The 13,407-nt window shown below is 70.7% G+C and carries 11 protein-coding genes; 4 read left to right on the top strand and 7 right to left on the bottom strand.

The annotated features are described in order from the left end of the window. Positions 1-9: 9 nt before the first annotated feature. From TN53_RS09295 to TN53_RS09270, 6 genes are all read right to left on the bottom strand, one after another. Entirely contained in the window at positions 10-1,314 is a 1,305-nt protein-coding gene (locus TN53_RS09295; protein ID WP_046257962.1) for a M20/M25/M40 family metallo-hydrolase, read from the bottom strand. Next, positions 1,307-2,140 carry a M55 family metallopeptidase gene (locus TN53_RS09290; protein ID WP_046257961.1) on the bottom strand — a complete coding sequence of 278 codons (834 nt, stop codon included), beginning with the start codon at positions 2,138-2,140 and terminating at the stop codon, positions 1,307-1,309. Before TN53_RS09290 ends, TN53_RS09295 begins: the two co-directional genes overlap by 8 nt. Before the next feature lie 82 nt (positions 2,141-2,222). Continuing rightward, positions 2,223-2,948 carry a class I SAM-dependent methyltransferase gene (locus tag TN53_RS09285; protein ID WP_046257960.1) on the bottom strand — a complete coding sequence of 242 codons (726 nt, stop codon included), beginning with the start codon at positions 2,946-2,948 and terminating at the stop codon, positions 2,223-2,225. A 153-nt stretch (positions 2,949-3,101) separates the two neighbouring features. Further along, positions 3,102-5,561, bottom strand: a complete 2,460-nt coding sequence (locus TN53_RS09280) for a SpoIIE family protein phosphatase (protein WP_046257959.1) — start codon at positions 5,559-5,561, stop codon at positions 3,102-3,104. Between the two features lie 188 nt (positions 5,562-5,749). After that, a complete protein-coding gene (locus TN53_RS09275) occupies positions 5,750-8,140 on the bottom strand; it encodes an MFS transporter (protein WP_046257958.1) in 2,391 nt (796 codons plus the stop codon). Positions 8,141-8,290: 150 nt separating this feature from the next. Then, complete coding sequence (locus tag TN53_RS09270; protein ID WP_046257957.1) at positions 8,291-8,734, bottom strand: SRPBCC family protein; 444 nt, start codon at positions 8,732-8,734, stop codon at positions 8,291-8,293. A gap of 158 nt (positions 8,735-8,892) precedes the next feature. On the opposite strand from TN53_RS09270, the gene TN53_RS09265 reads away from it, so the two are divergent. From TN53_RS09265 to TN53_RS09250, 4 genes are all read left to right on the top strand, one after another. Further along, positions 8,893-9,933: an Rv2578c family radical SAM protein gene (locus tag TN53_RS09265; protein ID WP_046257956.1), complete on the top strand. Its 1,041-nt coding sequence runs from the start codon at positions 8,893-8,895 to the stop codon at positions 9,931-9,933. A 135-nt stretch (positions 9,934-10,068) separates the two neighbouring features. After that, on the top strand, positions 10,069-11,643 hold the full coding sequence (locus TN53_RS09260) for an alpha/beta hydrolase (protein ID WP_046257955.1): 1,575 nt from the start codon (positions 10,069-10,071) through the stop codon (positions 11,641-11,643). 56 nt (positions 11,644-11,699) lie between these two features. Further along, positions 11,700-12,098: a RidA family protein gene (locus TN53_RS09255; RefSeq protein ID WP_046257954.1), complete on the top strand. Its 399-nt coding sequence runs from the start codon at positions 11,700-11,702 to the stop codon at positions 12,096-12,098. 20 nt (positions 12,099-12,118) lie between these two features. Beyond that, a complete protein-coding gene (locus TN53_RS09250) occupies positions 12,119-12,613 on the top strand; it encodes a GNAT family N-acetyltransferase (protein ID WP_095046389.1) in 495 nt (164 codons plus the stop codon). Here TN53_RS09250 and TN53_RS09245 read toward each other — a convergent pair. Further along, positions 12,610-13,185 carry an adenylosuccinate lyase gene (locus TN53_RS09245; protein ID WP_046257952.1) on the bottom strand — a complete coding sequence of 192 codons (576 nt, stop codon included), beginning with the start codon at positions 13,183-13,185 and terminating at the stop codon, positions 12,610-12,612. The genes TN53_RS09250 and TN53_RS09245 overlap by 4 nt on opposite strands. Between the last annotated feature and the right edge of the window lie 222 nt (positions 13,186-13,407).

The following is a 13,407-nucleotide window of genomic DNA, read 5'->3' as shown; positions in this document are numbered from 1 at the left end:
CCCAGTCGCTCAGGCCGTGCGCAGAAAGCGGTCCAGGACCCGGACGCCGAAGTGCAGTGCCTCCACCGGGACCCGCTCGTCCACGCCGTGGAAGAGGGCCTGGTAGTCGAAGCCCTCCGGCAGCTTCAGCGGTGTGAATCCGTATCCGGTGATGCCGAGGCGCGAGAACTGCTTGGCGTCCGTGCCCCCGGACATGCAGTACGGCACCACGTGCCCCTCCGGGGCGAACTCCTCGACGGCGGCCCGCATCCTCGCGTACGTCGCCGAGTCCACCGGCGCCTGGAGCGCGACCTCGTGGTGCTGGAACTCCCACTCCACGTCCGGTCCGGTCAGCAGGTCGAGGGTGGTACGGAACTCGTCCTCGCCGCCGGGCAGATACCGTCCGTCGACGTGGGCCACGGCCTCGCCCGGGATGACATTGACCTTGTAACCGGCCTCCACCATGGTCGGGTTGGCGCTGTTGCGGACCGTCGCCTCGACGAGCTTCGCCGCCGGGCCGAGCTTCTCGAGGAGCCGGTCGACATTGTCCAGGTCGGGCTCGATGCCGTACAGGACGGCGAGTTCGGTGAGGGCGGCGCGGACGGTCGGGGTGAGCCGCAGCGGCCACTCGTGCGCGCCGATGCGGGCGATCGCGGCACAGAGGCGGGTGACCGCGTTCTCCTTGTTCACCTTGGAGCCGTGCCCGGCCCGTCCGCGCGCGGTGAGCTTCAGCCAGCCCGTGCCCCGCTCGCCGGCCGCGATCGGATAGATCTGGCGTCCGGCGCCGTCGTGGAAGGTGAACGCCCCGGACTCGCTGACGCCCTCGGTGCAGCCCTCGAAGAGCCCGGGGTGCTCATCCGCGAGGAACCCGGAGCCGTCCACGGCGCTGGCCTCCTCGTCGGCGGTGAACGCGACGACGATGTCGCGCCGGGGCCGGACCCCTTCGCGCGCCCAGGCTCGGACGATCGCCAGGATCATCGCGTTCATGTTCTTCATGTCGACCGCGCCCCGGCCCCAGACGACCCCGTCACGGATCTCCCCGGAGAAGGGATGCACGCTCCAGTCCCGGGCCTCGGCGGGCACCACGTCCAGGTGACCGTGGACGAGCAGCGCGTCCGCAAAGGGGTCGGTGCCCTCGATGCGCGCCACGACATTGGTGCGCCCCCTGGTCCGCTCCAGCAGCACCGGCTCCACGCCCGCCTCGGCCAGCCGCGCGGCCGCGTACTCGGCGGCCGGCCGCTCCTGGCAGTCGCCGCCGCCCCGGTTGGTGGTGTCGATGCGGATGAGGTCGGAGGTGAACGTCACGACCTCGTCCATTGCCTGTCCGTCAGCCATACTGCTCCTCCACCGCGGCCGAGACGATCGTGGTGACCGCCTTGAAGGTGCGAATTCCCTCGTACATGGTGGCGCTCGTGTACCCCACCTTCCGCTCACCGATCCCGCTCACACCCGGCACGACGGTCGCGGCCAGGGCGAGGTGTTCGGCGTCGAACTCCACGGCGACGGTGAACGGCCCCGCCTGCACGGGTTCGTGGCGCACCGCCAGCGCGGCCGCCTCCTTGGCCGCCGCGCGGATGTCGGCGGCGGTCCTGGCCGGTGTCCGGCACACCGCCGCGTACCGCGACACATGGTCCTTGACCGCGACCTTCAGCGCCTCGGGCGCGTAGCCGAGGGCGTCCTCGCAGGCCACGTCGTCGCCGGTGACGAGGACGACCGGCACGCCGTACTCGGCGACCACGTGCGCGTTGAGCAGGCCCTCGCTCGCGCGTACGTCGTTCAGCCACACCCCGGTGATGGAGTTGGCGAGGTAGGTGTGGGCGAGGACGCCCTCCGCGCCGGCGCCCGCGTGGTAACCGACGAAGGCGATGCCGTCCACGTCGCCGTGCTGCACGCCCTCCACCATGGACAGTGACTTGTGCCGTCCGGTGAGCATCTCCGCCCGGTCGTCGAGCCGCTCCAGGAGCAGGTTGCGCATGGTCCAGTGCGCCTCGTTGACCAGCACGTCGTCGGCGCCGCCGTCGAAGAAGCCCTGCACCGCCGCGTTCACGTCCGAGGTGAACATCGCGCGGCACCGCTCCCACTGCGGCGTCCCCGGCAGCACGTCGGCCGGCCAGGTGACGCCCGTGGCGCCCTCCATGTCGGCGCTGATGAGGATCTTCATGCCGACTCACGCTACGCGTTCGCGTCGCGTCCCGTCAGGCCTGTGGACAACCGTCACCGGCTCAGACCGGTTCGGGGATCCCTCAGGCCGTACGCCCCACCACCAGCCACTTCGACGGCAGCTCGATCCGGGCGCCGTCGGGGGTGTACTCGGTGGTCACGAGTGGCAGTTCGCCGCTCGCCAGGACAGTGAGCCCGGCCGTGCCCAGGTACTGGGACACCGCGTCGTCGGAGACCTCGCCGGGCGCGATGCCGTGCCGGAAGATCGGCGCCAGCTTGGGCGGCGGGCCCGAGGGGTGCTGGGCCAGGCCCACCAGGATGGGCTTGGCGGCTTCGGAGAGTTCGACGAGGAAGCCCCGCCCGTGCTCGCCGAGCAGCGCGGCGAGCCCGTCGACCAGTGGTTGCCGGTCGGCGGGCTCGCACTGGTGGAGCACGCCCCGCATATAGACGTTGGCGTCGCCCAGCTCCGCGTGCAGCGACTCCGCCCCGCCCTTCTCCACGGCGTCCAGCACCCGATAGGTGGCCTGGCCGGCCGGATCGGCGTCCCGGGCGCGGTCGACGGCTGCCTCGGACAGGTCGACGCCGAGGACGTGCCGGAAGCGGTCGGCGAGGAAACGTGTCTGGGTGCCGTTGCCACAGCCCAGGTCGACCATGGGCAGGGCCGGGGCGGTCACATGCGGTTCGAACAGGGCGAGGTGGAGGCCGGCCGTCAGCGCGGGCTCCGCGTCCCAGAACACCGCCCCCTGTCCGTCGGGAGCTTCGCTCCAGAAGCTCTCCCAGGCCTCCCGGTACCGACTCGTCACGCTCATGCCCAACTCCCCAGGATGCGGCAACGGCCCGCCGCAAGTGACGGGCCAGTACGGTCTATCGCGCCCCGGTCACGGCTACAAGCGCGCGGCGCAATCCTTCACGCCGTGTGCGACATGCGTACGCCCTTACGCCCCGTGCGCCCCTGGGGCGCCTCAGCGTCGCGGCAACGTCAGTTCGAACCAGACGGTCTTGCCGGCCTTCGTCCGGCTCGTACCCCACTCCCGGGCCAGGGTGGAGACGATGCGCAGACCACGCCCGAACTCGTCCTCGGGGTCGGCGCTCAGCAGGGTCGGCAGGTCGTGGTCGTCGTCGTCCACCTCGCACAGCAACGTGTCACCGCGGACGAGGCGCAGCTGGAGGGGACGGCTGCGGGAGTGCCGTACGGCGTTGGTGACAAGCTCGCTGACCATCAGCTCGGCCGCGTCGGCGAGCCTGGCCAGCCCCCAGTCGTGGAGCTGTTCCCGCACCACGGACCGCGCCCGGCCGACCTCGACCGGGTCCGGGGGGAGCCGCCACTCGGCGACGTCGTCCGGCTCGATGCCGTTGAGGCGGCTCATCAGGAGGGCGACGTCGTCCTTGCGGCCGCCACGCGTGTTGAGGGCGCGGATGATGGTGTCGCAGGCGTCGTCCATGGACGCGGCCGGGTGGGCGGCGGACTCGCACAGGGTCGCGAGGCCCACGCCGATGTCCTCGCCGCGCACCTCGACGAGGCCGTCGGTGCACATCACGAGCCGGTCGCCGGGTTGCACGCGCACGCGTACCGACTCGAAGGCCACCCCTCCGACGCCGATGGGCGCGCCCGTGGGCAGGTGCAGGAGTTCGCTGCGGCCGTCCTGGGCGTGCACGATCACCGGCGGGATGTGGCCGGCGTTGGCGATGTGCAGCTCGCTCGCGATCGGGTCGTACACGGCGTACAGACAGGTCGCGAGGTAGGTGTCGCCGAGACGCTGGGCGAGGTCGTCGAGGTTGCGCAGCAGCTGGGCGGGCGGCAGGTCGAGGGCGGCCATGGTCTGTACGGCCGTACGCAACTGGCCCATCATGGCGGCCGAGTTGAGGCCGTGGCCCATGACGTCGCCGACGACGAGGGCGGTGCGGGCGCCGGGCAGTTTCACCGAGTCGAACCAGTCGCCGCCGACCCGGCCGAGCAGGGTGCCCGGCAGATAGCGGGTGGCGATGTCGCAGCCCGCCATGCGCGGCGGGATGTGCGGCAGCATGCTGTCCTGGAGGGTCTCGGCGACGGACTCCTGGTAGGTGTACATGCGCGCGTTGTCGAGCACGAGGCCCGCGCGGGCGGCGAGTTCGGCGCCGGTGACCCGGTCCATGTCGTTGAACTCGACGCGCTCCGGGTGCCGCAGCAGGATCATGAAGCCGAGGACCACATTGCGGGCCTTGAGCGGTACCACCAGCATCGAACGGCCTGTGATCAGGGGCCGGATGTCACGCTTTTCGAACTGCGAGGCGATGGCGTGGCCCATCTGCTCGCTGATGCGCGGCACGAGGACGGGCTCACCGGTGGTCATGCACTGGAAGAACGGGGTGTGGGCCGGGAACGGCATGGCCTCGCCGACCGGCACGACGTCGTCCCAGCGGCCGGGTTCGTCGGTGTGCTCGAGGGCGACCCGGTGCCACATGGTGGTGGTGTCCGGCACCCCCTCGGGGAACCCCTCGCCCGCGACGACCTGCTCCCGCAGATAGGTGCCGGCGACATCGGTGAAGCGGGGCACGACGGCCCGGCTGACCTCGACGATGGTCCTGGACAGGTCGAGGGAGGTACCGATACGGCCGCTGACCTCGGTGAGGAACTCAAGGCGCTCGCGTACGGCGGTGTACTCCAGGTCCACGCCCTCGTCGGTGAGCTCCTGCGGGACGGGCCGCCCCTCGGCCACGGCCCGCGCGGCCCGCTCACGGCGCGCCCTGCGTTCGATACGGCGGGGCACGCCCCAGTCGGGGGTCACGGGCACCCGGTCGTTCTGGCTGAACTCGAGGACGGGATAGCCCAGTTCGAGGATCTGGGCGACGATCCGCGCGCCTTCCTCGACACTCATGCTGGGCAGGATCTCGGGAAGCCGGCGGGCCAGCTCCTCGGCGCCCGGGAAGTCGGTGTGCAGCGCGAAGGCGGGAGCGATGCGCTCACCGGCGATCTCGTCGTCCGGATCGTCCGCGTGCAGGGCGCCCGCGTCGGCGGCGAGCACCAGCAGCCGCTCCCGTCCGGGGCCCACCAGGGGGTAGGCCCACCACAGGACGTCGAGACGGTCGGGTTCGCAGACCGTGAGGCGGGCGCGGCCCGCGGCCGGGTAGGAGAGCCCGCTGTCGAGGGAGGACTCGAGATCGGGTCCCAACCCGTCGTAGGCCGCGTGCACGCCGTACGGCGTGGGGTCGTCCTCGTCGGGCAGGGCGCCGGCGACGGGCAGCAGGTCGGCCGCCGGGCGGCCGAGCGCCTCTTCCTTGGCGGCGCCGAACAGCCGTCGCGCACCCCTGCTCCAGTGGGACACCAGGCCGTCGCGGTCCACCACGACCACGGCCAGCGGGATACGGCCGGCCGCGGCGTGCTCCACCGCGCCGTCCCCGGCTCCGTGGCCGGGAGCTGCGTCCCTCTCGGTGCCATGGTCCATGACCCAGGCCCTCTCTCCCCACGGCTCCGCAAGATCTGTGCCGCCTAATCCACCGTAGGCCGTGGGCGGTTGTGATGTGCGGCAATGCGGGAATTGGCCGGGGTGGATCGCCCCGGCGTGCGCCCCCGCGCCCCCGTGCCGGGCAGAACCTGCCGGTTGGAGGCAGGTCGGGGTTACTGACGGGTTTTTCAGTCCTCGTGCCCGAGTTGGAGATCCCGTTCCGTACGGCCGCCGCCGGCGACCTGGAGGACGGTGGCGACGGGCGGGTAGCCCGCGGCGATGACGGTGTACTCGCCGGAGGACAGGTCGACGAACCGGAAGGTGCCGTCGGCGCCGGTGGTGAGGGTGTCCACGACGTTGCCCGCCGCGTCGAGGAGCGTCACGCGCGCGTCCTCGACCGGTCGTCCGCCGCCGGCCCGCACGGTGCCGCGCAGCACGGCGCCGCCCGCGAGTTCGACGTCCTGGCGGGTCTCCCGGGATGCCTGCACGGTGACGGGCAGGGCGGCGGGGCGGAAGGTGGGGGCACTGGCCGCGAGGGTGTACTCGCCGGCGACGAGTTCGGTGATGACGTAGCCGCCCTCGCGGCCGCTGCGGGTGGTGGCGACGACCTCGCCGTGGACGTTGGCGAGGGTGACGGTGGCGTCGCGCACGGGGGTGCCGTCGGCGGTCAGCACGTTTCCGGCGAGGCGTCCGGCGCCGCCGAGGACGACATCGAGCTCGACGGGCCGCTCGCCGACGGTCACGGAGACCGCCTGCGGCTGGTGTCCCCCGGCCGCGGCGATCAGGACGTACGCCCCCGAGCCGGGCGTCGACAGCGCGTAGCGCCCGTCCTCGCCGCTCGCCCCGCGCCCGATCTGCTGCCCTACGGCGTCGATCAGTGTGAGCGCCGCGCGCGGTACGACGGTTCCGTCGGGGTGCTGCACGGTGCCGCAGACGGGGATTCCGGCGGTGTATGACGAACGGGCTTGCGGGATCGGGGCGTTCACGGACGCGGTCTCGATTTCGGCGGCGTGGTGGGACACCAGTGGTTTCTCCTTGAGGAAGAAGGCGATGAGCAGGCCGAGGACGAGGACCGGCACGAGATAGAGGAAGATCCGCGGCATGGCGTCGGCGTACGCGCGGATGTACCCGTCCCGCAGCTCGGGCGGCAGCGCGTGGACGAGCTGCGGGGTGATGGCCTCGGCGTCGGGAAGCCCTGTCGTCTCCGGCAGGCGCTTCGCCAGGGCGTCGGTGAGCCGGTCGGCGAAGAGGGTGCCGAAGATCGCGGCGCCGACACTTCCGCCGATCTGCCGGAAGTAGTTGTTCGCGCTGGTGGCGGTGCCGAGGTCGGCGGGGCGCACCGAGTTCTGGACGGCGAGGATGAGGACCGGCATCACCATGCCGATGCCGGCGCCGAGGACGGCCATCCAGAGGCTGTAGTGCAGCCGGGGCGTGTCGGCCTCGAGCCGGGACAGCAGCCACATGCCGAAGACGGACAGGGCGCTGCCCAGCACCGGGTAGATCCGGTAGCGGCCGGTGTGGCTGATGAGCTGTCCGGCGATCACGGAGGCGCCGACGATGCCGCCCATCATGGGCAGCATCAGCAGCCCGGACTCGGTGGCGCTCGCGCCGTCCACCATCTGCAGGAAGGTGGGCAGATAGCTCGCGGCGCCGAAGAGTGCCACGCCCACCACGAGGCCCACCAGAGCGGTGATGTCGAAGACCGGGTCCCGGAACAGCCGCAGCGGGATGAGGGGTTCGGCCGCGAAGTGCTCGGCGACGAGGAACAGCAGGGCCGACGCCACCGCGCCCGCGCCGAGTCCCAGGATGACGCGCGAGTCCCACGCGTACTCGGTGCCGCCCCAGCTGGTCAGCAGCACCAGGCAGGTGGAGGCGGCGGCGAGCAGCAGCGCGCCGGGGATGTCGAGCCGGGGTTTCGCCGTCGGCTTGGGCAGCTTGAGGACGACGGTGACGACGGCCAGGGTGAGAACGCCGAAGGGGACGTTGAAGTAGAAGCACCAGCGCCAGGAGTGGTGGTCGGTGAAGTAGCCGCCCAGCAGGGGTCCGGCGACGGAGGCGAGGCCGAACGCGGCACCGATGAGGCCCATGAAGCGGCCGCGCTCCCGGGCGGGCACGATATCGGCGATGATCGCCTGCACACCGATCATGAGGCCGCCCGCCCCGACGCCCTGTACCGCGCGGAAGGCGATCAGCTGGTCCATGGTCTCGGCACGCCCCGCGAGGGCGGAGCCGACGACGAACACGACGATCGCGAACTGGAAGACGCCCTTGCGGCCGAGGAGGTCGCCGAGCTTGCCGTAGATCGGCAGACCGATCGTGGAGGTCAGCAGGTAGGCGGTGATCGCCCAGGACATCTTGTCCAGGCCGTGCAGTTCACCGACGATCTTCGGCAGCGCGGTGGCGACGATCATCTGCTCCAGGGCGGCCAGGAGCAGCGCGAGCATGAGCGCGAAGAAGATCAACCGCACCCTGCGCGGGCCGAGTTCGACGGCCTGGGCGGGTGCCGGGGCGGGGATCGGCGGTGGTTGCTCGGCCGGTTCTTCCCGCAGTCCGTCCTGTACCGGAGTGGTCCCGCGCACCTTGCCGCTCCCCTCGTCGCACCCTCACAATTCCCGCGTAAGCGACAACTGCGAGCAAGCGCGACGAGTTACGGCAGACCGGTGCGGCGCACGGAGATCCACTCGATCCGGTGAGGGGCTCAACACCCCTCGAACACCGGGGACTTGTTTCTACTTCTCGACCTCGGCGGCGAGCTTGTCGAGCACCTCGTCGTAGATCCGGCCGAGCCCCTTGGGGGCGAAGGTCTTCTCGAAGAAGCCGCCGATGCCGCCGGCGCCGTTCCAGACGGTGCTCACGACGACGCGGGACTTGCCCTCACCGGCCGGGGTGACCCGCCAGGTGGTGACCATGGAGGAGTTGCGGTCCTTCTCGACGAGCTCACCGTCGGTGGGCTCGCTGACCTCGAGCAGGCAGTCACGGATCCGCTTGCTGGTGGCCTGGAGCTTCCAGTGGACGAGGGTCCCCTCGCCGTCGCCGCCCTCGCGCACCTCGTACTCGCTGAAGTGCTGGGGCAGCACCTTCGCGCGCGTGCCGCTGTAGTCGGCGAGGGCGTCGAACACCTTCTCCGCGTCCGCCGCGACGACCCGCTCCGTAGTGGCCTCGACCTGCGCCATTTTTCCTCCAGCACCTGATTCATCGGGGGTTGGTGGCAAGCCAACCACCCCGGTCCCCGCCCGCCCAAATCGGGGCCCCGCAATCCCTTCACATACACACGCGCACGATCAAGGGAACATGTGTTCTATTCTGTGGGCAGTGCTACCGAGGAGGCGTCATGCGCTGGGAGAACCTCACAGCGGACTCCGGCCACAGCCGGGCCGACGACACCGCGCTGTTCGGCGCGGACGCGGTCGTCACCCGCACCTTCGACACACCGGAGTTCAGCGGGATCACCTTTCACGAGATCCGGGCCCGGTCGATCATCAACCGGGTGCCGGCGGTCTCCCGGATGTCCTTCCAGTGGACGGTCAACCCGTACCGGGGGTGCTCGCACGCGTGCGTGTACTGCTTCGCGCGCAAGACGCACAGCTATCTGGACCTCGACACGGGCCTCGGCTTCGACTCGCAGATCGTCGTCAAGACGAACGCTCCGGAGCTGCTGCGCCGCCAGCTCGGCTCGCCTCGCTGGCAGGGCGAGCACATCGCGATGGGCACGAACGTCGACTGCTACCAGCGCGCCGAGGGCCGCTACCGCCTGATGCCGGGCATCATCGGCGCCCTGCGCGACCACGCGAACCCCTTCTCGATCCTGACCAAGGGCACGCTGATCCTGCGCGACCTCGACCTGCTGAAGCAGGCGCACGCGGTGACGGACGTCGGTATCTCCGTCTCGGTCGGTTTCATCGATGCGGAGTTGTGGCGCACCGTGGAGCCGGGCACGCCCGCCCCTGAGCGCCGCCTCGAGGTCGTACGGACCCTGGCCGAGCACGGCATCGGGTGCGGTGTCCTGATGGCGCCGGTGATCCCGTTCCTCAGCGACGCACCGGAACAGCTCCGGGCCACCGTGCGGGCGATCGCCGCCGCCGGGGCCACGTCCGTGACCCCGCTGGTGCTGCATCTGCGGCCCGGGGCGCGGGAGTGGTTCATGGCCTGGCTGGGCCGGCACCATCCGCACCTGGTGCGCCGCTACGAGCGGCTGTACGCGGACGGCTCCTACGCGCCGAAGTGGTACCAGCGCCGGATCACCCGCCAGGTCCACGAGTTGGCCCGGGAGTACGGCATCGGACCCGCGGACGCGCCCATGCCCCGACGGATGCCCGAACCCGAGCCGCCCACGCCCGATCTGCCCGAAGGAACCCAACTCACTCTGATTTGACAGCATTCGAGGGCATACCACGACCCAGTAGGGTCAAGTCTTGCCAGAACGCGTTCTTCCGGACGCGCTTTCCGGGACGATGCGGCGTGGACCGTGACACTCGCGGTCCGAAACCCTCCGTCCTGGGAGGACTCCATGAGAAAACGCGCAGCCGTGCTGTGCGGCGTTTCCGTCGTCGTCGCCGGTTCGTTCACGGCCCTGCCCGCCGACGCGAGCACTCCGCGCACCGCGGACACCGCTCAGGCCGCGAAGCTCACCTGGAAGAGCTGCGGCACCACGAACTACCCGACGCTCCAGTGCGCGTCCCTCAAGGTCCCACTCGACCACCACAACCCGCACGGGCGGCAGATCACCCTCGCGCTGTCCCGTGTCCCGCACACCGCGAAGAAGTCACAGGGCCCGCTGCTGGTCAACCCCGGCGGTCCCGGCGGCAGCGGTCTGACCCTCGCGGGATTCGTCGCCGGCTCGCTGCCCAAGGCGGTCGCGGCGCAGTACGACGTCATCGGCTTCGACCCGCGCGGTGTGGGCAAGAGCAAGCCGGCGCTCGACTGCAAGCCCGGTTACTTCAACCCGGTCCGCCCCGACTCGGTGCCGAGCACTCCGGCCATCGAGAAGGCCAACCTCCAGCGGGCCAAGTCCTTCGCGCAGGCCTGCGGCAAGAAGTACGCCGATGTGCTGCCTTACATCAACACGGTCCAGGCCGTACGGGACATGGACTCGATCCGTGCCGCCCTGGGCGCGAAGAAGATCAATTACTTCGGTTACTCCTACGGCACCTATCTCGGCGCGGTCTACGCCAAGCTCTTCCCCGACCGGGTGCGGCGCCTCGTCCTCGACTCGATCGTCGACCCCACCGGTGTCTGGTACGACGACAACATCGCGCAGGACTACGCCTTCAACGACCGCCACCACGCGTTCCTCGCGTGGGTCGCCAAGTACGACTCCACGTACAAGCTCGGCACCGATCCGGCGAAGATCGAGGCCAAGTGGTACGCGATGCGGGCGGCCCTCGCCAAGACACCGGCCGGCGGGAAGGTGGGCGCCTCCGAGCTGGAGGACACCTTCATTCCGGGCGGCTACTACAACGGTTACTGGCCGTATCTGGCGGAGGCGTTCTCGGCGTACGTGAACGACAAGAACGCCGACCCGCTGGTCGAGGCGTACGAGAACTTCGCCGCCGTCGACGCCTCCGGCGACAACGGCTACAGCATCTACACCTCGGTGCAGTGCCGTGACGCCGACTGGCCGCGCGACTGGAGCCAGTGGCGCGACGACAACTGGGCGGTGTACAAGAAGGCGCCGTTCATGACCTGGAACAACGCCTGGTACAACGCGCCGTGCGCGTTCTGGCCGACGAAGTCGCTGCGGCCGGTGAACGTGGCCAACGCCCATCTGCCTCCGGCGCTGCTGTTCCAGGCGACGGACGACGCGGCCACCCCGTACGAGGGCGGCGTGAGGGTCCACCGTCTGCTGCGCGGCTCCAGCCTGGTGGTCGAGCAGGGCGGCGGCAACCACGGCATCACGCTGAGCGGGAACGCCTGCCTGGACAAGTACCTGGCGGCGTATCTGACCGACGGCACGGTGCCGCGCAGTGGCGGCGAGGTCGACGCGGTGTGCGACAAGCTGCCCGACCCCAAGCCGCTGAGCTCGGCGGCAGCCACGGCATCACGGGGCTCGACCCTGCACGGCATGCTCGGCTTCCGCGGCTGAGCACTGCCTGACGGTCCGTCGGGGGCGTTGTCAGTGCCATGGTCCACCATGGACGCATGAGTGAGCTGACCAGGATTCCCGCCCCCGACGGGCTCGCCCCCGCCGCCCAGTACTCCCATGTCGTACTGGGCACCGGCACGTTCGTCGCGATCTCCGGCCAGCTCGCCCTGGACGAGGACGGCAAGCTCGTCGGCGAGGGCGATCCGACCGCGCAGGCCCGCCAGGTCTTCGAGAACCTGCGCCGCGCTCTGGCCGCCGCGGACGCGACCTTCGACGACGTCGTCAAACTCACCTATTTCGTGACCGACATGGCGCACATGCCGGAGATCCGCACAGCCCGCGCCGAGCACATACCCGACGACCGCCTGCCGGCCGCGTCCGCGGTCCAGGTGGCTGCGCTGGTACGGCCCGAATTCCTGATGGAGGTCGAGGCGTTCGCGGTGGTGGGTTCGTGAGTGGCCCGCGGGTACGCGAGATGACACTCGCGGACTGCGACCGTGTGGCCGAGATCCGTGTCCGGGGCTGGCAGAGCGCGTACCGGGGCCTCATGCCGCAGCCGTATCTGGACGCGCTGAGCGTGACCGAGGACGCCGAGCGCCGTCGCGAACGTTTTCGGCAGTCGGACGGCAGCGTGGTGAACCTCGTCGCGGAACAGGACGGAGAGCTCTTCGGCTGGGCGGCGCACGGCCCCTACCGGGAGGATGAAGTGCGCACCGCGGACGCCGAGTTGTACGCGATCTACGTCGACCCCGGGCGGTACGGCGCGGGCATCGGCCGAGCCCTCCTCCAGGAGTCGATACGCCGTTGCACCGCCGCCGGGCACGACCGCATGTACCTCTGGGTCCTCAAGGGCAACACCCACGCCCGCGCCTTCTACGAACGGGCGGGATTCCGACCGGACGGCACCGAGGAACCCTTCGAGGTGGACGGGATCCCGGTGCCGGAGGTGCGGTACACGCGCAGCCTTTAAGTCCGCTCCGGGATCCGCGCCAGCGCATGCACCGCCGCCTCCGCCAGCGTCGGGTGGGCCAGTGCCTCGTTCAGTACGGGTCTGGCGCGGGCGTCGCCCAGCTCGCCGAGGCCCTCCACACAGGCGAGCGCCACCCGCCGGTACGGGTCGTGCGGGCGCAACCGCCGCTCCAGCGTGGTGACGAGGGCGGGCACCGACTCCGGCGCGCGCAGTTCGGTCAGGAGCCGGACCGGGTGCAGGGCGTAGGCGACGCGCAGTTCGTTGGTGGCGAGGGCCGCGGCCGCGCGGGCGGTGCGCGGGTCGCCGAGGCGGGCCAGGGCGTACGCGGCGGAGGCACAGCGCTGCGGTTCACGGTGGTTGAGCAGCAGGACGAGGGACTCGAAGGCACGGGCGTCCCCCGCGACCCCCAGCCGGAACGCGGCCAGCTCCCTCGCCCACAGCGGCTGCCCGGCCTCGATCAGCACTCCGGCCAGCTCGTCGAGGTCCTTCGTCTCCGCCAGCCGCCCGTAAGCCGCCGACGCCCCCGACTCCTGCCGTAAGCGCTCCGTGAGCGATCGCAACTCTTCGTCCATGACACGCAGCCTAGGTGGGTCGCGAGCGCCTCGGGACGTACATCACAAACACGAGGACTAGCGCGCTCGTTACCCGCCGGTTAAGCTCAGACGAGCGAGTTACCCACTCGTGGAACTCCTCGCGACGGCCTGGTGACGCAGCCGTCGTGAGCGCAGTCGGTTCGGTACCTCAGGTATCGCAGTACGACGTGGCCCCGGGACAGGGCCGGTCGGTCTCGCCGT

It is taken from the genome of Streptomyces sp. WM6386, assembly GCF_000972385.1.
Taxonomy (GTDB): Bacteria; Actinomycetota; Actinomycetes; order Streptomycetales; family Streptomycetaceae; genus Streptomyces.
Note: the sequence above shows the minus strand (reverse complement) of the source record. Positions and strands in the feature narration are given on the sequence as shown.

Coding starts and splice junctions, on each gene's coding strand:
- TN53_RS09295 (WP_046257962.1), bottom strand. CDS start 1,314: ATGGCTGACGGACAGGCAATGGACGAGGTCGTGACGTTCACCTCCGAC.
- TN53_RS09290 (WP_046257961.1), bottom strand. CDS start 2,140: ATGAAGATCCTCATCAGCGCCGACATGGAGGGCGCCACGGGCGTCACC.
- TN53_RS09285 (WP_046257960.1), bottom strand. CDS start 2,948: ATGAGCGTGACGAGTCGGTACCGGGAGGCCTGGGAGAGCTTCTGGAGC.
- TN53_RS09280 (WP_046257959.1), bottom strand. CDS start 5,561: ATGGACCATGGCACCGAGAGGGACGCAGCTCCCGGCCACGGAGCCGGG.
- TN53_RS09270 (WP_046257957.1), bottom strand. CDS start 8,734: ATGGCGCAGGTCGAGGCCACTACGGAGCGGGTCGTCGCGGCGGACGCG.
- TN53_RS09265 (WP_046257956.1), top strand. CDS start 8,893: ATGCGCTGGGAGAACCTCACAGCGGACTCCGGCCACAGCCGGGCCGAC.
- TN53_RS09260 (WP_046257955.1), top strand. CDS start 10,069: ATGAGAAAACGCGCAGCCGTGCTGTGCGGCGTTTCCGTCGTCGTCGCC.
- TN53_RS09255 (WP_046257954.1), top strand. CDS start 11,700: ATGAGTGAGCTGACCAGGATTCCCGCCCCCGACGGGCTCGCCCCCGCC.
- TN53_RS09250 (WP_095046389.1), top strand. CDS start 12,119: ATGACACTCGCGGACTGCGACCGTGTGGCCGAGATCCGTGTCCGGGGC.
- TN53_RS09245 (WP_046257952.1), bottom strand. CDS start 13,185: ATGGACGAAGAGTTGCGATCGCTCACGGAGCGCTTACGGCAGGAGTCG.